The 19,139-nt window shown below is 72.8% G+C and carries 15 protein-coding genes; 7 read left to right on the top strand and 8 right to left on the bottom strand.

Going from position 1 to position 19,139, the window contains the following annotated elements:
- Positions 1 to 5: 5 nt before the first annotated feature.
- Complete coding sequence (locus tag D3272_RS02460; RefSeq protein WP_129217508.1) at positions 6 to 725, bottom strand: sll1863 family stress response protein; 720 nt, start codon at positions 723 to 725, stop codon at positions 6 to 8.
- A 258-nt stretch (positions 726 to 983) separates the two neighbouring features.
- On the opposite strand from D3272_RS02460, the gene D3272_RS02455 reads away from it, so the two are divergent.
- Positions 984 to 2,786: an ABC transporter ATP-binding protein gene (locus tag D3272_RS02455; RefSeq protein ID WP_129217507.1), complete on the top strand. Its 1,803-nt coding sequence runs from the start codon at positions 984 to 986 to the stop codon at positions 2,784 to 2,786.
- 87 nt (positions 2,787 to 2,873) lie between these two features.
- Here the strand turns inward: D3272_RS02455 and D3272_RS02450 are convergent, their stop codons facing one another.
- From D3272_RS02450 to D3272_RS02435, 4 genes are all read right to left on the bottom strand, one after another.
- On the bottom strand, positions 2,874 to 4,145 hold the full coding sequence (locus tag D3272_RS02450) for a hypothetical protein (protein ID WP_129217506.1): 1,272 nt from the start codon (positions 4,143 to 4,145) through the stop codon (positions 2,874 to 2,876).
- A 151-nt stretch (positions 4,146 to 4,296) separates the two neighbouring features.
- Positions 4,297 to 4,785, bottom strand: a complete 489-nt coding sequence (locus D3272_RS02445) for a DUF2948 family protein (protein WP_207210110.1) — start codon at positions 4,783 to 4,785, stop codon at positions 4,297 to 4,299.
- Between the two features lie 126 nt (positions 4,786 to 4,911).
- Positions 4,912 to 5,280, bottom strand: coding sequence for a response regulator (locus D3272_RS02440; RefSeq protein WP_129217505.1), 369 nt, complete (start codon positions 5,278 to 5,280; stop codon positions 4,912 to 4,914).
- A complete protein-coding gene (locus D3272_RS02435) occupies positions 5,280 to 7,553 on the bottom strand; it encodes a PAS domain-containing protein (RefSeq protein ID WP_165361184.1) in 2,274 nt (757 codons plus the stop codon). The genes D3272_RS02440 and D3272_RS02435 overlap by 1 nt, the downstream gene beginning before the upstream one ends.
- A 530-nt stretch (positions 7,554 to 8,083) precedes the next feature.
- On the opposite strand from D3272_RS02435, the gene D3272_RS02430 reads away from it, so the two are divergent.
- From D3272_RS02430 to D3272_RS02415, 4 genes are all read left to right on the top strand, one after another.
- Positions 8,084 to 8,494 (top strand): response regulator, encoded by a 411-nt coding sequence (locus D3272_RS02430; protein ID WP_129217503.1) that lies wholly within the window; start codon positions 8,084 to 8,086, stop codon positions 8,492 to 8,494.
- A gap of 5 nt (positions 8,495 to 8,499) precedes the next feature.
- Positions 8,500 to 8,877, top strand: coding sequence for a hypothetical protein (locus D3272_RS02425; RefSeq protein ID WP_129217502.1), 378 nt, complete (start codon positions 8,500 to 8,502; stop codon positions 8,875 to 8,877).
- Between the two features lie 71 nt (positions 8,878 to 8,948).
- The gene (locus D3272_RS02420; RefSeq protein WP_129217501.1) at positions 8,949 to 9,200 is read left to right on the top strand and encodes a hypothetical protein; all 252 of its coding nucleotides are present in this window, start codon (positions 8,949 to 8,951) and stop codon (positions 9,198 to 9,200) included.
- A 62-nt stretch (positions 9,201 to 9,262) separates the two neighbouring features.
- Positions 9,263 to 10,354: an acyltransferase family protein gene (locus tag D3272_RS02415; protein ID WP_129217500.1), complete on the top strand. Its 1,092-nt coding sequence runs from the start codon at positions 9,263 to 9,265 to the stop codon at positions 10,352 to 10,354.
- A gap of 33 nt (positions 10,355 to 10,387) precedes the next feature.
- Here D3272_RS02415 and D3272_RS27820 read toward each other — a convergent pair whose 3' ends face one another.
- Positions 10,388 to 11,671, bottom strand: a complete 1,284-nt coding sequence (locus D3272_RS27820) for a flagellar biosynthetic protein FliO (RefSeq protein WP_245496343.1) — start codon at positions 11,669 to 11,671, stop codon at positions 10,388 to 10,390.
- 360 nt (positions 11,672 to 12,031) lie between these two features.
- Between D3272_RS27820 and cckA the strand changes: the two genes are divergently transcribed.
- On the top strand, positions 12,032 to 14,542 hold the full coding sequence (gene cckA, locus D3272_RS02405) for a cell cycle histidine kinase CckA (protein ID WP_129217499.1): 2,511 nt from the start codon (positions 12,032 to 12,034) through the stop codon (positions 14,540 to 14,542).
- A 20-nt stretch (positions 14,543 to 14,562) separates the two neighbouring features.
- On the opposite strand, the gene D3272_RS02400 is transcribed toward cckA, so the two are convergent.
- Both D3272_RS02400 and D3272_RS02395 read right to left on the bottom strand, forming a co-directional pair.
- Positions 14,563 to 17,262: a molybdopterin-dependent oxidoreductase gene (locus tag D3272_RS02400; protein ID WP_129217498.1), complete on the bottom strand. Its 2,700-nt coding sequence runs from the start codon at positions 17,260 to 17,262 to the stop codon at positions 14,563 to 14,565.
- The gene (locus D3272_RS02395; RefSeq protein ID WP_129217497.1) at positions 17,259 to 18,071 is read right to left on the bottom strand and encodes an FAD binding domain-containing protein; all 813 of its coding nucleotides are present in this window, start codon (positions 18,069 to 18,071) and stop codon (positions 17,259 to 17,261) included. Before D3272_RS02395 ends, D3272_RS02400 begins: the two co-directional genes overlap by 4 nt.
- 362 nt (positions 18,072 to 18,433) lie before the next feature.
- Here D3272_RS02395 and D3272_RS02390 point away from each other — a divergent pair, with 362 nt between their 5' ends.
- A complete protein-coding gene (locus D3272_RS02390; protein WP_129217496.1) occupies positions 18,434 to 19,078 on the top strand; it encodes an invasion associated locus B family protein in 645 nt (214 codons plus the stop codon).
- The last annotated feature ends 61 nt before the right edge of the window (positions 19,079 to 19,139 follow it).

Here is a 19,139-nt window from a genome sequence, read left to right as displayed (position 1 = left end):
GCGCCTCAGCGCGTGCCGCGATAGGTCTCGTCGAAGACCTGACGCGAGTTGACGAGGCCCTGCTTCAGGGCCGACCAGGCCGTCTGGCCGGCACGGCCGAGCCGGGTGAGACGGGCCTTGGCGGCCTCGGCATGGGCCCGCACGGCGGCGACCCGCGCGTCGATGGCGGCCCGCTGCTCGGCGGTGAGGTTGGCGGCGGTGGCCTGCAGGTCGGCGATCACGTCCTGCCAATAGGTCTGTTCGGCCTTGATGCGCGCCTCGACGATCGCCTTGCGCTGCGCCACGTCGAGCTTGAGGCCGCGGACGTCCTGGTCGAGGGCCTGCTCGAACTGCGTCCAGGGTGCCGTGAGGGCGGCGCGGGCCACGGCCAGCTGGTCGGCCGTCATCTGCCGCCCGCGCGCCGCGACCTCGTCGACCTCCTTCTTGTAGGTGTCGCGGATGCCCTTCAGGGCCGCGACGGCGTCGCGGGCCTTCTGGCGGGCGGCCGCGTCGGCCTTGTCGGCCTGGTCCTGCATCACCGTGATGGTGGCGTCGATTTCGGCCAACCGCTCCTGCGCCTGCGCGATGGCGGCATGGGCGCCGGCGGGGTCGGAGGTGGTCGCCGCCGCAGCCGCGGCCGCGGGCTCCGCCACGGGGGCCGTCGCGACGGCGGGTGGCGCCGCGATGGCGAGGGTGGGAGCCATTGTGCCGAATGCGACCGCGACGGTCAGAGCCCGGAGCGACATGGGAGGGGATCCTTCGATGAGTTGCGTGTCGGGCGAGCCGGCGCGCGGAAACGTCGCGCATCAACGCCCGAATGGCCGCGTCGTTGCCCGCGGCGGGACGATGCCGCGCGGTCCGCCGGACGAGCGGCTCTCGACGTCCCGTCGACGCCGTTGGCCCCTCCGCGCCGGATGGTCTAAGGAAGCGCGAGGGTCCGCCGCGGGGCGGCCCGGACCCTGTCCGCCCATCCCCCGGTGCCCCGGCGGGACCCGAGGAGACCCATGGCGCAGAACACGACGGCCGCTGCAGACGAGGGCGGCCGGACCTTCCCGCTGGTGCGGCGGCTGATGGCCGAACACGCCCGCGCCCATGCCGGCAGCTACGCGGCGGCCCTGGTCCTCATGGCCGTCAGCGCCGCCGCCAGCGTCGGCTCCGTCGCGCTGCTGCGCCCCGTGGTCAACGGCATGACGGGCATGAACGTCGCCGAGCCCGGCGCCTTCAAGACGCTGCGCAACCTCGCCGTCGCGGTGGCGATCCTCTACGTGATCCGCGGCCTCGCCACCTGCGGCCAGCTCATCCTGATGTCGCGCGCCGGCAACCGCATCGTGGCGGCGCTGCAGCGGCGCGTCTACGACCACCTGCTGCACCAGCCGGTGCGCTTCTTCTCGGACCGGCATTCGAGCGAACTGATGGCGCGGCTCGCCATGGCGGCCAACGGCGCACGCGATGCCGTGCAGTTCGTCATCAACTCCGCCGGCCGCGACGTGCTCACCGTCGTCGGCCTCGCGGGCGTGATGGTGTACAACGACCCGCTGATGTCGCTGATCGCGCTGTCGATCGCGCCCGTCGGCGTGCTGATGCTGAGCCGCCTGATGAAGAAGGTGCGCCGCGCCGCACGCCGCTCCTTCGACGGCTCCGCCGAGATCATGAAGCACATGGGCGAGACCGCCCAGGGCATCCGCATCATCAAGAGCTTCAACCTCGAGGGGGTGATGCGGGCCCGCATGGCGGGCGCGATCAGCGAGGTCGAGAAGGCGGCGAACCGCATGGCGGTCGGCATCGCGCTGTCGAGCCCGGTGTCGGAAACGCTGGGCGGCGTCGCGGTCTCGATCATCATCCTCTACGGCGGCTGGAAGGTGGCGGTAGCGCACAGCGACCCCGGCTCCTTCTTCGCCTTCATGGGGGCGCTGCTGTCGGCCTACGAGCCCGCCAAGCGCCTGGGACGGCTGAACCTCGACCTGCAGAACAGCCTCGTCGGAGCCCGGCTCGTCTACGACCTGCTCGACGAGCCGCTGCCCGACGCCCGCGACGCGACGCGGCCGGACCTCCTGCCGGGCCCGGGCCGCATCGCGCTCGAAGGCGTGTCCTTCTCCTACCGGCAGGGCGAGCGCGTGCTCGACGCCATCGACCTCCTGGCCGAGCCCGACCGGACCACGGCCCTGGTCGGGCCCTCGGGCGGGGGCAAATCCACCATCATCAGCCTGGTGCAGCGCCTCTACGAGCCCGAATCCGGCCAGGTGCTGATCGACGGGCAGGACGTCACGACCGTCAACACGCGCTCGCTGCGCGACGCCATCGCCTTCGTGGCGCAGGACGTGTTCCTGTTCCGCGGCTCCGTCCGCGACAACATCGCGCTCGGGCGGCCCGGTGCCGACGAGGCCGAGATCGTGGATGCGGCACGGCGCGCCCACGCCTACGATTTCATCATGGGTTTCGACCGCGGCTTCGATACCGAGGTCGGCGAGCAGGGCGCGAAGCTGTCGGGCGGCCAGCGCCAGCGCATCGCCATCGCGCGCGCCTTCCTGAAGAAGGCCACCATCATCCTGCTCGACGAGCCCACGGCGGCGCTCGATTCCGAGAGCGAGCGCGAGGTCCAGAAGGCGCTGGACGCCTTGAGGGTCGGCCGCACCACCATCGTGGTGGCGCACCGCCTGCAGACGATCGTGGATGCCGACCGCATCTGCGTGATCGAGAACGGCCGGGCCGTGGAGTTCGGCACCCACGACGAGCTGATGGCGCGCCGCGGCTCCTACCACTCGTTCTTCGCCACGCAGTTCGGCGATCGCGCGCGCCGCATCGCCTGACGACCTGCACGGCGGAGTTCGTCTTCGGCGTGTGGCGGGCCGGCGCTGGCAGGCGCCATGGCTGAACGGCGAACGCGATCGCAGGCCCTACGAGGCGGCGCGGCGGGGCGGGAGCGGTTCGACCCGCGGCACCACCTGCGCGTGAGGCCGCTCGGTGCGATATTGGCCGCGGATGACAACCGCGAAGGCCAGCGCGCCGACCGACAGGGTGGTGACCCACCAGAGTTCCGTCGTGTCGAGCCCCCACAGCGCGAAGGTGAGGCCGGACACGATCTCGGCGATGAGGAAGGGGGCGACCGCGACGGCGGTCCGGCCCGCCAGGACGAAGCCGCCGAAGGCCAGCAGTGCCGCGGCGGCGGCGCCGACGAGGCCGAGGTCGTACCAGATCTCGAAGGCGAGGCTCCGCGGGATCTCGGGCGGCAGGTAGCCCACCACGGCCCCGCGCGTCGCGAGGTCCAAGCCGTGGCCGGTGACGAGCCGCAGCCGGTCCGACGCGACGAGGTCGGCCCAGACGTGGAGACCGCGGGCCATCTCGGCGAATTCCGGCAGCCGGCCGCCCGTGATGGTGCCGAGCCTGTCGAACAGCGGCTCGAACACGAAGGGGATGCCCGGCGCGAACAGGAGCACGGCCCCGGCCGCCGCCCCGAACACCACGCCGGCCCGCCGGGGCGACAGCGTCGCGCCCGCGAAGGCGACGGCGCCGAGCGCCAGGCCCGTCAGCGCCACGGGCGTCCACGCCGCCATGGCGCTGAGCGTGATGCCGATCACCAGCAGGGCCGCTGACGTCCAGCGCTCGCGCACCGCGAGCGCGCCGAGCGCCGGCCAGACCAGGACGACGAGGCTGACGACGGCGCGCTCGAGCGTGCCGTCGGCATCGGGGAACTGGCTGAGCCGCTGCGCGCCGACGAGGCCGAAGACCGCCGTCGCGATCCCGGCCGGGACGAGGCCGAGCGGGAACAGGTAGAGGTTCGAGGTCCGGGTCCGCTCCGGCAGCAGAGCCATCACCAGCCCGACCGCCATGATGGTGCCGCCCTCCTTCAGCCAGCGCTGGGCGGCTTCGGCGGGAAACGGCGTCCAGATGATAGAGGCGGCGCTCCAGGCCAGCAGCACCAGGGCGCCGAGGCCGGCCGCCGTGGTCAGGGCGCCGGCGAGGCGGCGCTTCACCGGCGGACGGGGCAGGAGCGAGGCCGCGACGATGAGCAGGCCGCCGCCGATCGGGAGCAGCGTGTAGAGGGCGCGCCGCGAGATGACGGCACTCAGCGGCACCGCGAAGGCCAGGACGAGCAGGCCCAGGCGGATCAGCAGGAGGGCGGCGTCCGCGGCAGGATCGTCGATCGGTCTTGAACTCGAAGGGGGCATGGGCGCTAGCGAATGGTGGCCGGCGACCCCGCCGGCCCGTGAGGGCCCGCCCGGCGACGGGCCCACGACGCCTCACGCTAGCTTGAAACCGACTCCCGCATCGTTGCCGATATGCAACAAAAACCCGGCAATAGGCCGCCGACGGCCCGGATCAGGCCTCCTGTGCCTTCCCGGGTACGCCGTCGCGGTCCGGCGGGTTGCCGCAGCGCCAGCGCGGGCCGATGTCGGACAGCACCGCTTCGAGGCACTCGACGTCGAGCCGCACTGCGCCGTCGTCCGAAAAGTGCAGCATCACGGTGCCGGCCGGGGATTCGGTGGGCATGAACGAGATGGCGAGAAGCGTGAGCACGGCATCGGGATCCTGCTCGAAGCCGGCCCGGCGCACGCGCATCACGCGCTCGAAGTGAAGGCCCGTGCCGCAGCGCTCGCAACGCCCGCGGGCGGCGGCGAACCAGTCGAAGCGGGCGACGGCGAGGACGAAGCGCTTGGCTTCGGGGAGGAAGGCCATGTCGCCGACCCGCACGTCGGCGTCCTGGAGATGGGCCGACAGGATGGCCAGCCCTTCGGGATCGAGCGCCGCGACCCGCAAGGGCTCGGCATCGGGCAGGTGGGTCCTGGCGTCTGGCTTGGCCTCGGTCATGATGGGTCCGGCAGGAGGGTGGCGTCGTTGAAGGGGGCGACGGCGCGCGGGCCGGGCTCCCCGGCCTGGGGCGGTCGTCGCCGACCCTGCCCTACAAGCCCGCGCCGTGCATCCCTGTTCCGGCGCTCAGCTGCCGAGGTGGCGCAGCAGGTCGCGCGACTTCGTGGGCTTCTCGCAGCGGGGCAGGTCGGCATAGGGGCTGGGGATGACGAGGTCGCTGTAGCCCGTCGCCAGCACGATGCGGATGCCGCGCTCGCGCAGCAGGTCGACCAAGGGCCACACCATCTCGCCGCCGAGGTTGACGTCGAGGATGGCCCCGTCGAGCGCCGGGGTGCGGCCGGCGAGGTCCAGCGCCTGCTGCAGCGTCGGCACCGGCCCCACCGGTTCGGCCCCGATCTCCTGCAGCAGCATCTGCAGGTCCTGGGCGATGAAATATTCGTCCTCGACCACCAGGATGCGGCGGCCGGCCAGCACGGTCGCGTCGGTGCAGGTCATCAGCGCGCCTCCGCGTCTTCGGCGGCGATGGGCACCGCCAGCGTGCAATGGACGCCGTCGGGCGTGAAGGTGAGGCGTGTCTCGGCCCGGAGCTGGTAGGGCAGGGCCCGTTCGATCAGCTCGCGACCGTAGCCCTGGCGCAGCGGCTGCTCCGCGATGGCGACGCCCCACTCCCGCCAGTCCAGCACCACGCGGTTCTCGCCGGAGCCCTGCGCGATGGCCCAGGTCACCGACAGCCGCCCCTCCGGATGCACGAAGGCGCCGTATTTGACGGCGTTGGTGAAGAGTTCGTGCAGGGCGAGCGCCAAGGGCTGCACGATGGTGCCGGGCAGGTCCAGCCTGGGGCCGTCGAGCGACACCCGCCCGAGGTCGCCTTCGACGTGGGCGTCGAGTTCCGCCCGGATCAGTTCCTCGATGGAGACCGACCAGCCTCGCTTGCGGCTGAGGAAGCCCTGGACGCGGCCGATGGCGGCGAGGCGCGTGTCGAACTCCCGGCGCCCCGGAAGCGCGCTGAAGCTGCGGTTGGCGATGCTGCGCACCACCGCCAGGAGATTGCGGGTGCGGTGCTGCAGTTCGGCCAGCAGCACCTGTTGCTGGCCCTGCAGGCGTTTCAGGTCGTCGATGTCGGTCGTGGTGCCGAGCCATTCCAGGACGGCGCCGCCCCGGCCTTCCGGCTCCGCCGCCCCCAGCACCGGGACGCACCGTGCCTGGTGCCAGCGATAGACGCCGTCCGATGCGCGCCGGATGCGGTGTTCGCAGGCGAGCCCGCCGGTCGGATCCGTGGCCAGGAAGGCGTCGCGCACGCCGGCACGATCTTCCGGGTGGACTGCCGCCATCCAGCCCCAGGTGCGGGACTGTTCGGGCGTCTGACCGGTGTAGTCCTGCCATTGCGGGGAGCACCAGGTCCAGCCGTCGCGCCCGGCCCGCCACACGAAGAGGGGCACGTTCTCGACCAGCGTGCGGAACCGGTGCTCGCTGCCGGCCAGCTCGGCCTGGGCCTGGGCGATGTCGGTGATGTCCTGGGCCACGCCGGCGACATGGAGACGCGCCCCGTCCTCGTCGCGGATCGCGAAGGCGGTGTCCCTGATCCAGCGCAGGGCGCCGTCGACGGGCCGGATCACGCGGTAGTGTTCGACGGCGGCGGCTTCGCCCGCCATCACCCGGGCGGCACTGCGCCGGACGGCACCGCGATCGTCCGGATGGGCGAGGGCGCGCCAGCGCGCCAGGTCGGACAGCACGGCATCGCGGGACTCCCCGAACATCCGGGTGAAGGCCGGGGACAGGTAGTCGAGCGACCGGCCCTCGGCGTCGCTGATCCACAAGGTGTCGGACGAGTGTTCGGCGAAGCCGCGGAAGCGCTCCTGGCTCTGCCGCAGCCGGAGGTCCGCCACCTTGCTGGCCGAGATGTCGACCGCCGTGCCGATGATGTTGAGGGGCCTGCCGTCCGCGAGCGTGCCGGCGCGACCCCGCACCAGCAGCCACCGGATCTCACCCCCGGCGAGGGCGAGGCGGACCTGGCGGACGTAGTCCTGGGCGCGCGCCAGCCCGTCGGCATCGACCACCCTGACGCCGGCACGGTCGGCCGGATGGAGGCAGTCGAGGTAGTCGCTCAACGGCAGGCCGCGGGCGACGGCCTCGGGATCGAGACCGAAGAAGGCGGCGAAACGCCAATCCCCCTTGAGGGCGGCGCGTCCGACGTCCCATTCGAAGAAGCCGATCAGCCCCGTGTCGAGCGCCACCTCCCGCTGGTCCATGCCCTTGCGCAGGTGCACCTGGGCGTCGCGCAGGTCGACGATCGTGTCGAGGCGTTCGGCCGCGGCCGCGATGAGGTTGGCACAGCTCCTCAGGAACAGCGTGTCGTCGTCGGTGAAGCGTCGCTTGGCCCGGCTGCCGACCTGGAGCAGGCCGAAGGGCGGCTTGCCCTTGCCGCCGATGATGGTGACGTACACGACGGCCTTGACCCCGTGTTCGACGAGGAAAGCGGGGTATCGGAACCGCGTCTCGGCATCGATGTCCGGCGAGATCGTGGGCTTGCCGGTCATGAGGGCATGGGCCTCTGACGTGTTTTCGGCGAGGGAGACGCGCGCGTGGCCGACGACGCCCGGCTTCCAGCCCACCCCGGCCCTGACCAGCACGTCCCGGCCATCCGCCTGCAGTTCCAGGACCTCCGCGAGGTCGGTGCCGAGCGCTTGGCCGACGAGGCGGCAGGCTTCCGTGAGGATCTCGTCGAGACTTTCGGACCGCAGCGCCAGTTCGCCGAACCCGGCCAGCACGGACTGCCGTCTCAGGAGTTCGGCCGTTCCCGTGGAACGGACCCGCCTGATGATCGGTGGAAAGGTCGGGGCTTCGCCTGGCATGGTTCCGATGCAAATCCCCCTGCCGCCACCGCGGGGCCGGGCTTCCCGGACGGCCCCCCGCCGAGGAGGGCGCGGCGGCCGCTGCGGCACCGCCAACGCCCCCGCAGCGGCCGCCGGCGCATCGAACGGCCGCGTCTTCGAGAAGGCGCTTCGGGGCCGATTGGTTTCCGGACCCGTGCGGTCGGCGCGCGAGTGTCGCACGACGACCGGGGGGTCGGCCTCCGCGTCGAGGGCTCCCGAGCATCCGTGATGCCGCGGCCGGCACGCGCCAGATCTCATGCCCGGCCGTGCGCAGGGGCGTCGACCGAACCTGCGCCACGACGACAGGACCCGACGTGCCTGCACGGCAACGCGCGGTGTCGCCGTCCCGTGCCGGTGCCGCTGCACCCGCATTGATCTAGGATAAGTCGCGCGCAACTTCCGCCTTCAACGCGCATTCCTGGTGCATGACCGATGTCCACGACGCTTCACCCCTGACCGCCCTCGTCGTGGACGACGACGCCATGTTGCGCATGGATGTCGTGGCCATGCTGGAGGATGCGGGGTTCCTGACGCTCGACGCCGAGGACGTCGACAGCGCCCTGTCGGTCCTCGGCCGGCACCACGCCACCATCGCGCTGCTGTTCTCCGACGTCGATATGCCGGGCACGCGGGACGGCTTCGGGCTGGCCCGCGAGGTCGCGGCACGGTGGCCGGGCATCACGGTCGTCATCGCGTCGGGCCGCCGCCGGCCCGGACCCGGAGACCTGCCGGACGGCGTGTGCTTCATCGCCAAGCCTTTCAGCGCGGAGCTCGTTCACGGCCACCTGCGGGAGATCATGCCGGAGCACCGGCGGCCCGCGAAGCTCAAGGACTGATCCGGATGGCCGCTCGCGCCACCCCGGCTCTCCATGTGGCGGTTCGCGCCAGGCGGTTCTGGTCCCGCACGCCGGTGCGGTTGCCGGCGACGCTTCTGCTCGGAATGCTCGGGGCCTCGCCCGCGGCGGCGCGCCCTCCCATCGCCATCCCGCCGCAGCTCCGGCTGTCGGCCATGCAGTGCCTGGCCGAAGGGGTGCGCCTTTGTCCCAAGGCCCTGACCGCCAAGGACCACGACCTCGCCTGCATTCTATCCAAGCGACACCTGCTGTCGGCCCCGTGCCGGGCGCTGTCGGACCAGGCCCTCGGCCTCTTGAGGGGCGGAGACCTGCACCTCGACCTGCGGGGGTCGAAGCCGCGCGGCACGGTCTCGCCCGCACGTTGACGAACCGGCGTGGCACCGGAGCCGGCCCGGCACGTTGTCCCAGGTCAGACTCACCGATCGAGGAGCCTTCGATGCCGACCGACCTCCCCCCCGACTACAAGCCGAAGCCGAAGGACGACCCGAACGATCCCGCCGACCCGGCCGTGCCGGGCGCCGTCCCGTCCTTCCCTCCCGCAGGCGGCGACGATGCGGTCGACCCCCAGGGTGGGTCGTCGCGCCCGGGTTCCGACGTCGTCGACCCGCCCGGCTGGGGCATTCCGCCCGTGGTGCCCGGCGGCGATCGCGGCGACGTCCCCCTACCGGCCGGCATGCCGACGTTTTGACCGGCCCGTCGCCAGCCCGGTCCGGGCCGGCCGGCGGCGCCCGAGCGGAGGGGACGGACGGCGTGGCCGCCCCCCCGCGCCACCTGTCGAACATCCAGATCCTGCGCGGCATCGCCGCCGTGATGGTGCTGATCTACCATATCGGCAACGAGTTCGGGGATCGTGGCTTTCCCGGCTCCTTCCCCGACGTCGGGGCGGGTTCGGCCGGGGTCGACATCTTCTTCGTCATCTCGGGCTTCATCATGGTGCATTCCACGGCGGCGGCCTTCGGCCGGCCGGGAGCCCCAGGCCTGTTCCTCGCCCGCCGGGCCGTGCGGCTGGTCCCGCTCTACTGGCTCGTCACCACCGTCTTCGTGGCGGTGACGCTGATCGGCGCCGGCCGGAACGGCGTGACGGCAGAGACGGCGCGGTGGTTCGCGGCGTCCTACGCGTTCCTGTTCTACCCGCATGGCGACGGCGGCGACTTCCCGCTCTACGCCCAGGGTTGGACGCTCAACTTCGAGATGTTCTTCTACGCCTGCTTCACAGCCGTCCTGCCGTTGCGGCGCGGGGTGGCGCTGTGGGCCCTGGTAGCCGGCTTCGCCCTTCTGGTGACGTCGGGGCTCGTGCTGTCGCTGCCCTGGCCGATCGACCGCTGGGCCAACACCAACATCGTCGAGTTCATCCTCGGCCTCGCCCTGGCGGAAGCCTATGGCAGGGGGATACGGATCGGCGCCGCACCGGCGCTTCTGCTGGCCCTGGCCGGCTTCGCCACCTTCGCGCTCACCATCGGATCCGTGGATGACTGGCTGCCCTACCGGGGCTTCGTCTGGGGGCCGCCGGCGCTGGCCGTCGTCGCGGCGGCGGCCCTGTATCGACCACGCCGCGCCGGTCCGCTGCGGCACGCCTTCGAGGCGCTCGGCGACGCGTCCTACGCGCTCTACCTCGTCCACTACGCGTATTTCGTCGCCCTCGCGGCGGTCGTCGGGCGGTTCATCACCGTGGCCGACGTCCCGGCACCGCTCTATGGCGCCGCCTGCTTCTTCGGCGCCATCGCCCTGGCCTTCGCCACCTACCGGTACGTCGAACGCCCCATGACACGGGGTCTCAACCGTGCCTTCGGTCTGGTGCGCCGCTGGCAGGCGCTGACGGAGGGCCGGACGGCCCGCGACTGACGGCGCCGGGCCCGGCGCCGCGCCCCGGACGGCTCAGCCCTCGCGGCGCGGCGCCGGGCGCCCGAGCAGCTTGGCCATCTCCTCCTCGAGCGACTCCAGCGTCTCGAGGCTCTTCGGGGCCGGTTCCGCACGAACCTGGGCTGGCTCTGCTCGGACCTGGGCGGGCTCGAGCGGCCGCGGAACAGTCGCGGCCGGCGTGTCGATCCTGGGCCCGTCGACCCGCGGCGCCTCGACCCTCATGCCATCGGCCCGCGGCGCGTCGGCCCGCGGCGCGTCGACCCGGGGCCCATCGACCCTGACGGCATCGACGCGTGGCGCGTCCACTCTTGCCGCGTCCACTCTTGCCCCCTCCACCCTGGGCTGTTCGGGTCGACCGGCGTCGGTCCGGGCCGGCAGGGGCCGGGGCGGGCGCGGCGGCAGGCTGGCCGCCAGGCTGGGACGGGGCGGAAGCGGGGGCCGCTGCACGGCGGGACGCGGGGGCAGGGGCGGGCGGGCCACCCGCTCCGGCGTGGAGCCGGCGCCCTGATTCGCACCCTGATTCGGACCTTGGCTCGGACCCTGGCCCGCGCCCGGTCCGGCAGCCTGGCTGGCACCCGGAGCCGGCGTGGCCGGCCGCGGCGGCAGGCTCGCGGGACGGGGTGGGGCGGGGCGGGCCGGCGACACGTCGCCCGGGTTCTGCGACGCCGGCGTGGGCGGCGCGGCGGGGTCCGGTACCGCAAGCGGCCGCTGCGGCGCGCGGTCGGCCGGCGCGCGCTCCACCACCGGCGAGGGCATGGGCGTCGCCGCACCCAGCGACGGCTCGGTCCGCACCGGTCCCGCCTGTTCGGCGCGGGCCGGCGGGCTGGGCTCGTTGCGCGCCGACATGACGGGCTCGGTGCGGGCCGCGACGGGCGGCAGAGCGGCCGGCTGGTTGCCTGCCGGAAGCGAGGGTGGGCCGGCCGTGGCGGCGAGGGCCGACGGGGCCGTCACATTGCCGACCAAAGGCCCGGCCGGGTCCTTGTCGCGCGGGGACGCGGCGGCCTGGTTCCTGACGATGGCCGATTCGATCACCACGTCGGTGGGTCCGCCGATCATGATGAGATGCTCGACGTTGTCCCGCCGCACCAGCACGAGCTGCCGCTGCCGGTCGAGCTCGTAGGCGTCCACGATGCCCAGCCGGGGCTGCCGCGCGCGGCCGTTGGTGGCGGTGCGAAGTCCGCGGCCGAACAGCAGCCGGCGAAGCAGAAAGACCACGGCAAGGACGAGGATGGCCGCCGCCGCCGCCGCGAACCCGGCCAGCAGCTTGTTCTCCTCGTAAAAACTGGTCAAAGACTGCATGCTACCGTTCGCCTCTCGACACAGGCCCCACTCAAGTGCTGAACTGTAGCACGAGGTGCGAGGTGCGCTTCAATAAGGTTAATCAATGGTTAACGGGGTGAGGTCCAGCCCGGGTGCGATGGCCCCCGGCGCCTCCGGCAAGGCGCGACAGGTTCCGGGCGGCAGGACCGCTTCGCCGGGCGCCCGGGTCTCCTCCGAGACGGCCGGGCCTGGCGGGGCGGTGCCGCCCAGGCATGCCCATAGCGGGATTCGGCCGGTCTTGTCAGCGTGCCGCGATTCGGGGCGCGGCTTTGCCGCGCCGCGTCGCCGGCCCGTGGGCGGCATCCCGGGCGTCGATCCGGGCCAGCTTCAGGGTCGGGCATGACCGACACGCCCCTTTCGGCCGTCGACCGGACCGAGCGTGCCGGCAGCCCGCTGCTGGTGCTGGTCATCGCCGTGCTGCTGGTGGCGGCTGCCGGCTCCTATTCGGTCCTGCCCCAGGAGCAGGCCGGCCGCTTCACGCTCGGCCTCCTGGCCCTGCTGGCCATCGTGGGCCTCAGCTCGCTGTTCTTCTATGCCGTCGGGGTGCTGCAGTTCGCCGGGCAGGCGGCCCGCAACGACCTCACCAAGCTCATCGCCGATTCGAGCGGCGAGGGCCTGCTGGTCACCGAGGGGGACGCGCGCGTCCTCTATGCCAACGAAACCTATCTCGGCATGTCGGGGGCCTCGGACGCCACGCAGATCCGGCCCGTGGAGCGGCTCTTCTCCGGCCCGGCCGAGATCTCGGAAGCCGTCTACCGGCTGGCCCAGGCCGCCCGCGACCACCGCACCGCCGCCGAGGAGATCCGCCTGTCCCCGGCGCTCGACGGCGTGACGGCCGTGGGCTGGTACCGCGTCAAGGTCCGTCCGCTCGACCGCACCGGCCGCAAGCGCGCCGTGCTGTGGAGCGTCGCCGACGTCACGCGCGAGCGGGAACGCCACGAGAACGTGTTCCAGGAACTCCAGCACGCCATCGACTTCCTCGACCATGCGCCGGCGGGTTTCTTCTCGGCCGACCCGGACGGACGTCTGTCCTACCTGAACGCCACGCTGGCCGAATGGCTCGACTACGACCTCGCCCAGGTCGGCTCGGGCGGGCTGACGCTCGGCGACATCATGGCGGGGGACGGCGCCGCCATGCTGTCGGCCGTGCCGGGCGCGCCGAGCGAGGTCAAGACCGAGCAGTTCGACGTCGACCTCAGGCGCCGCGGCGGCCAGAGCCTGCCGGTGCGCCTGCTGCACCGCATCGCCTTCGCCGAGGACCGCATGCCGGGCCCGTCCCGCACGCTGGTGATCAGCCGGGCGCCCGGCGAGGAGCCCGCCGAGGACCTGCGCGCCGCAGAGGTGCGGTTCGCCCGCTTCTTCAACTCGACGCCGATGGCCATCGCCTCCCTCGACGGCTCGGGCGCCATCCTGCGCTCCAACGCCGCCTTCGTGCGGCTCTTCGGCGACGCGCTCCGCGGCGGCGACCGGGCCCGCTCGGTCTATGCGGGCGTGTCCGACGCCGACCAGGCGGCGCTGCGGGCCGCGGTGGCGGCGGCCTCCGAAGGCCGGGGCGACATCCCGGCGATCGACGCCACCCTCGGCGGCACGACGGACCGCTCCGTGCGGCTCTTCGTGTCGGGCAACGAGGCGCGGGGCGGCGAAGGGTCGACGGTGGACATCTTCGCCCTCGACACGACCGAGCAGCGCACCCTGCAGGAAAGCTTCGCCCAGGCGCAGAAGATGCAGGCCGTCGGCCAGCTCGCCGGCGGCGTCGCCCACGACTTCAACAACGTCCTCACCGCCATCATCGGCTATTCGGACCTGCTGCTGTCGAACCACCGGCCGACGGATCCGTCCTTCCAGGACATCATGCAGATCCGGCAGAACGCCAACCGGGCGGCGGGCCTCGTGCGCCAGCTCCTGGCCTTCTCGCGGCGGCAAACGCTGCAGCCCGTGGATCTGCAGCTCGGCGACGTCGTGGCCGAGCTGCAGAACATGATGCGCCGCCTCGTCGGCGAGAAGATCGAGATCGACGTCGTGCATGGCCGCGACCTGTGGCTGGTGCGCGCCGACGTGAACCAGCTCGAACAGGTGGTGATCAACCTCGTCGTCAACAGCCGCGATGCCATGCCGGAGGGTGGCCGCATCACGGTGCGGACCCGCAACGTGCCCGAGCCCGAAGTGGCGGCCTTCGGCGAGAAGACCCTGACGCCGGCCGACTACGTGCTGATCGAGATCGAGGATTCAGGATCGGGCATCCCGCCCGACGTGCTGCCCAAGATCTTCGAGCCCTTCTTCACCACCAAGGAGGTCGGCAAGGGCACCGGCCTCGGCCTATCCATGGTCTACGGCATCATCAAGCAGACCGGCGGCTTCATCTTCTGCGATTCGGTGATGGGCCGCGGCACGGCCTTCCGCATCTTCCTGCCGCGGCACCGGCCCGCGCCGGTGGAGGAGCCGGCCAGGAAGGAGCCCGTCAAGGCCGTCTCCAGCGACCTCACCGGCCGGGGCACCATCCTGCTCGTCGAGGACGAGGACGCCGTGCGGGCCTTCGGGGCGCGGGCGCTGACGTCGCGCGGCTACACCGTGATCGAGGCGTCCTCGGGCGCGGAAGCGCTGGAGATCGTGCTCGAACCCGACCAGAGCATCGACCTCATCGTGTCCGACGTGGTGATGCCCGAGATGGATGGGCCGACGATGTTCGGCGAGCTGCGCAAGCGCGGCATCGACATCAAGGTCATCTTCGTGTCGGGCTATGCCGACGACGCCTTCCGCCGCAACCTGCCCGAAGGCGCCGTCTACGACTTCCTGGCCAAGCCCTTCTCGCTCAAGGGCCTGGTCGAGAAGGTGAAGGAGAACATGGGGTAGGGCGCTGCCGCCGGCCGGCCTCACCGGCCGGCGGCAGCCGCGACCGCGGCATGGATCCGGTCCGCCGCCAGCGGCAGCTCGGCGAAGCGCACGCCGGTCGCGTCCCGCACGGCATTGGCGAGGGCGGGCGCCACCGGGTTGAACGGGCTCTCGCTCATGGATTTGGCGCCGAGCGGCCCCAGCGCGTCATGCGTCTGGGCGAACAGCACCTCCGTCACCGGCACGTCGGCGAAGGCCGGGATGTGGTAGGCACGGAAGACCGGCGTCGTCACCCGTCCCTCGGCGTCGATGTCGAGGTGCTCGTAGAGCGCCGCCCCGATCGCCTGGGCGACGCCACCCTCGACCTGGCCGCGGCACTGCATGGGGTTGACCACATGGCCGGCATCGGCCGCTTGGACGCTCTGCAGGATGCGGATCGCGCCCGTGACGCGGTGCACCGCCACCCGGAACCCCTGGACGTTGAAGGCGATCGAGCGCGGCGTGCCGTCGAAGCGCCCATGGCCCTCCAGGGCGGGTTCCGCCGCCGCCACTTCCGCCAGGGGCAGCCGGTGCGTGCCGTCCGTGGCGAGGCCGGGCGCGAGCCGCCAGGCTTCCGGGTTTCCGCCCAGGCGCGCCGCCGCCGCGGCGAGGATCCGCCCGCGCAGCGCTTCGGCGGCGCGTTCGACGGCCCGGCCCGCCACGACCAGACCGGTCGAGCCGTAGGCGCCGGTGTCGTGCCCGCCCCCGTCCGTGTCGGACTGGTGCACGGCGATGTCGGCCGGCGCGGCCCCGAGGACGCCGGCCGCGATCTGCACGTGGGTCGTCGTCGAGCCGTTGCCGAACTCGGCCGTGCCGACCGTGAGGGCGAAGCCTCCGTCGGGCCGCAGCGCGATGCGGGCATCGGCGAAATGGCCGCGCGGCGGGATCGTGTGGATCATGGACAGCGCCACGCCGCGGCCCGTCGCCCAGTTCCCGGGCGGCGGCGCCAGGGCGGGGCCGCGTTCGAGCGCTCCCTCGACGAGGTCGAGGCACTGGTCGAGCCCGTAGGACCCGTAGGCGACGTCGCCCTGGTCGGTCGAGGTGCCGACCATCGGGTCGCCGGGCCGGATGGCGTTGAGGCGCCGCATCGCGACCGGGTCGATCCCGAGGCGGCGGGCGAGTTCGTCGATGGCGGATTCCACCGCGAAGATGAGCTGGCTGAGGCCGTAGCCCCGGAAGGCCCCGGCCGGCACCGTGTTGGTGTAGACGGCGTAGCCGTCGACCTTCTTGGCCGGGATGTTGTAGACGGCGATGGATTCGCCGCAGCCGTGGTGCAGCACGCCCCCGGCGTGGTTGCCGTAGGCCCCGGTGTTGGACACGGCCCGGAGCGCGACGGCGGTCAGCCGCCCGTCCCGCCGCGCGCCGAGCTTCACGGCGACCGCCATGGGATGCCGGGTCGTGGTCGCGGTGAACTGCTCCTCGCGCGTCAGTTCGAGCTTCACGGGCCGGCCGGTGCGCAGGGCCGCGAGCGCCACCACGTCCTCGACCAGCATCTCCTGCTTGCCGCCGAAGCCGCCGCCGACGCGCCCGCACAGCACCCGGACGCGCTCGGGCGCGAGCCCCAGCACCTGCGCCAGGGCGCGCCGCGTGAGGAACGGCACCTGCGTGCTGGTCCGAACGGTGAGGCGCCCATCCGGGTCGAGCCAGGCGATGGCGCAATGCGTCTCGAGATGGGCGTGCTGCACGCGCTGCGCCCGGTAGGTGGCCTCGTGCACGGCGTCGGCCGCCGCGAAGCCGGCCGCCGTGTCGCCGATCTCGGAATGGAACTCCGCCACGACGTTGCGGAGGGGGTCGTGGATGCCGGCGTCCCCGGGCTTGTCGGCGTGGAGCCGGGGCGCGCCGGGCGCCATGGCGGCTTCGGGGTCGAAGACGGCGGGCAGCACCTCGTAGGCGACGGCGAGGGCGCGGCAGCCCGCCTCGGCCGCGGCTTCGCTGTCGGCCACGACGAGCGCCACGCGCTGGCCGCGGAAGCGCACCACGGGATCGAACACCCGGGTGTCGAAGGGGTCGTCCGTGTCGAGCTCGTGGCGGCCGGTCGAGAACAGGACCTCGGGCGCATCGGCGTGGGTCAGCACCGCCACCACGCCCGGCACGGCGAGGGCGGCCCCGCTGTCGATCGAGACGATCCGCGCATGGGCGTGGGGCGAGCGCAGCAGCTTGGCGTGGAGCAGGCCGGCGAGCACGCCTTCGGGCGGCACATCGGCGGTGAAGCGGGCCGCGCCCGTCACCACGGCGGGGCCGGCCGGGGCGCCGAGGTTGCGCGCCCCGTCGGCGTGGACGGTGCCGTCGATCGCGTCCGCCACGGCCCGGTAGCCCGTGCAGCGGCACAGGTTGCCCTTGAGGGCGGCCGGCAGGTCGCGGCGCTGGTCCCCGTCCAGCGCCGCCGCCGTCATGATCATGCCGGCCGTGCAGAAGCCGCACTGGAACCCCTGGGCATCGAGGAAGGCCTGCTGCACGGGATGCAGCGCGCCGCCCTGCGCCAACCCTTCCACGGTCGTGACGCTGCGGCCGCGCGCGCGGAAGGCGGGCGTGATGCACGAGTGCACCGGCTCCCCGTCGAGCCACACCGTGCAGGCGCCGCAATCGCCGGCGTCGCAGCCCTTCTTGACGCCGAACCATCCGAGGCCGCGCAGGAAGGTGCGCAGGCATTGGCCGGGCCGGGGCTCCTCGGCGGATGCGGTGCCGTTGACGGTGAAGCTCATGGCGCATCCAGTTCGTCGAGGATCTCGCCCGCGAGATGTGCCATGACGACGCGGCGCCAGGCGCGGCGGCCGTGCACGTCGTCGAAGACGAGGGCGTCGGGCAGGGCTGCGAGGTCGCCGAGAACGGCGCCGGGCGCCGGTGGCGCCGCATAGGCGAAGACGAGCGGCCGGACGGTCGCGCCCGTGACGGTGAGGCGGAGCGTGCCGTCCGCGTCGCGCGTGCCGATCAGCAGCGCGCCCGAACGCCCCTGCGGAGTGAGGGAAATCTGCCGGAACGCCGCCCTTCGGCGCAGGGCCGCCGCCGGAAGGTGGATCGAGCGCAGGAGGTCGCCGGGTCGCAGCGCCGTCTCGCCGGGGCCGGTGACGAGGTCGACGATGGGCAGCGCCCGTTCCCCCGTGGCGGACCAGACCAGGCCCGTGCCGTCGAGGGCCGCCGCCAGCGCCGTCATCGGGCCGGCCGGCAGGGCGAGGCAGATGTTGCCGCCCACGGTGGCGCCGTTCCACACCTTGAAGGAGCCGAGCAGCGCCCGGCAGCACCGCGACACCAGCGCGGCGGCGCCCCAGTCGGGCGGGGCGACGAAGCGTTCGAGCTCGGCGATGCGGCATGTCGCGGCCAGCGTCACCCCGGCCTCCGTCGCCGTGATGGGTGCCCAGCCGAAACCCGTGACGTCGAGGAGGCGCGTCACCCGGGGCTGCGGCTCCGAGAACAGCCAGGTGCCGCCGCCGAGCCACGCATCTCCCGGGCGCCAGCCCGCCATGTCGCCGCGGTTCGGGCGCTCCACAACCTCGTCGATGCCGTTCAGGTCCAATGCGCTCGCTCCGCGGGGTCGGGGCCGGCCTGCAGGAGCCGTGCCGCGACCGGTGTCGCCCGGCCGGCGCCGAGGGTGCCGGCCACGGCGATGCTGCCCTGCCGGGCCGCACCTGTCGAGGCCGCCCGACCGTGCCGCGACCGGCGGCGCGAAAAAGCAACACCTCACCCGAATTTCGCCGCGACCGGTGCCCAAGAGAGGGAAGGTAAATCTTTACGCATCACGCGCTAGGGTCCAGGCGTGACGGGTGTCCCGGACAGACGACCGCTGCGACATGCCGCCCGGAGGCGCCGGCCACGGGGGCGGGCGCGCCATATCTGACCTGGGGCCCGGACGTGGCCGACCGCGAAGGGGTAACTTCCATGATCCGTGTGTTGAAGGAACAGGGCCGCTCGACCGTCGCGGGCGCCTCCGTCCTGGGCCTCGCCCTGTCGGTGTCGGGTGCCCTCTGCCTCGCCGCCGCATCGCCCGCCGCGGCGGCCAGCCACCACCGGAAGCCGGCCGCCGCCCAGGCCGCCAAGGCGGACGACAAGCCGGCCGAAGCCAAGAAGGACGCGCTGTCCGCCAAGCCGACACTCGTCGCCTCCTATGGGGACTGGGGCACCTACGAGGCCCAGGGCCCGAAGAGCAAGATCTGCTACGCGCTGGCCCAGCCCAAGGAGCGCACGCCGGCCTCGCTCAAGCGCGACCAAGGCTACATCTTCATCTCGACCCGCCCCGGCGAGCACGTGCGCAACGAAGTGTCGGTCATCATGGGCCTGCCGCTCAAGGAGGGCAGCGGCGACGCCCGCGCCGAGGTCGGCACCACCAACTTCGACCTCGTCACCAAGGGGCAGAATGCCTGGATGAAGGATTCCGCGCAGGAAGGCCAGATGATCGGCGTGATGAAGAAGCACGGCCGTCTCCTCGTGAAGGCGCCGAGCAGCAAGGGGGCGGTCGCGGTGGATTCGTATTCGCTCAACGGGCTCGGCCAGGCGCTCGACCGCGTCGCCAAGGATTGTTCCTGAGCGTCGCAACCCTCGCGTGTGGGGCGGGGCGGCGACCGGGCGCGGTCCGCCCGCCCCCTCC

Source organism: Lichenibacterium ramalinae (genome assembly GCF_004137085.1).
GTDB lineage: Bacteria > Pseudomonadota > Alphaproteobacteria > Rhizobiales > Beijerinckiaceae > Lichenihabitans > Lichenihabitans ramalinae.
Note: the sequence above shows the minus strand (reverse complement) of the source record. Positions and strands in the feature narration are given on the sequence as shown.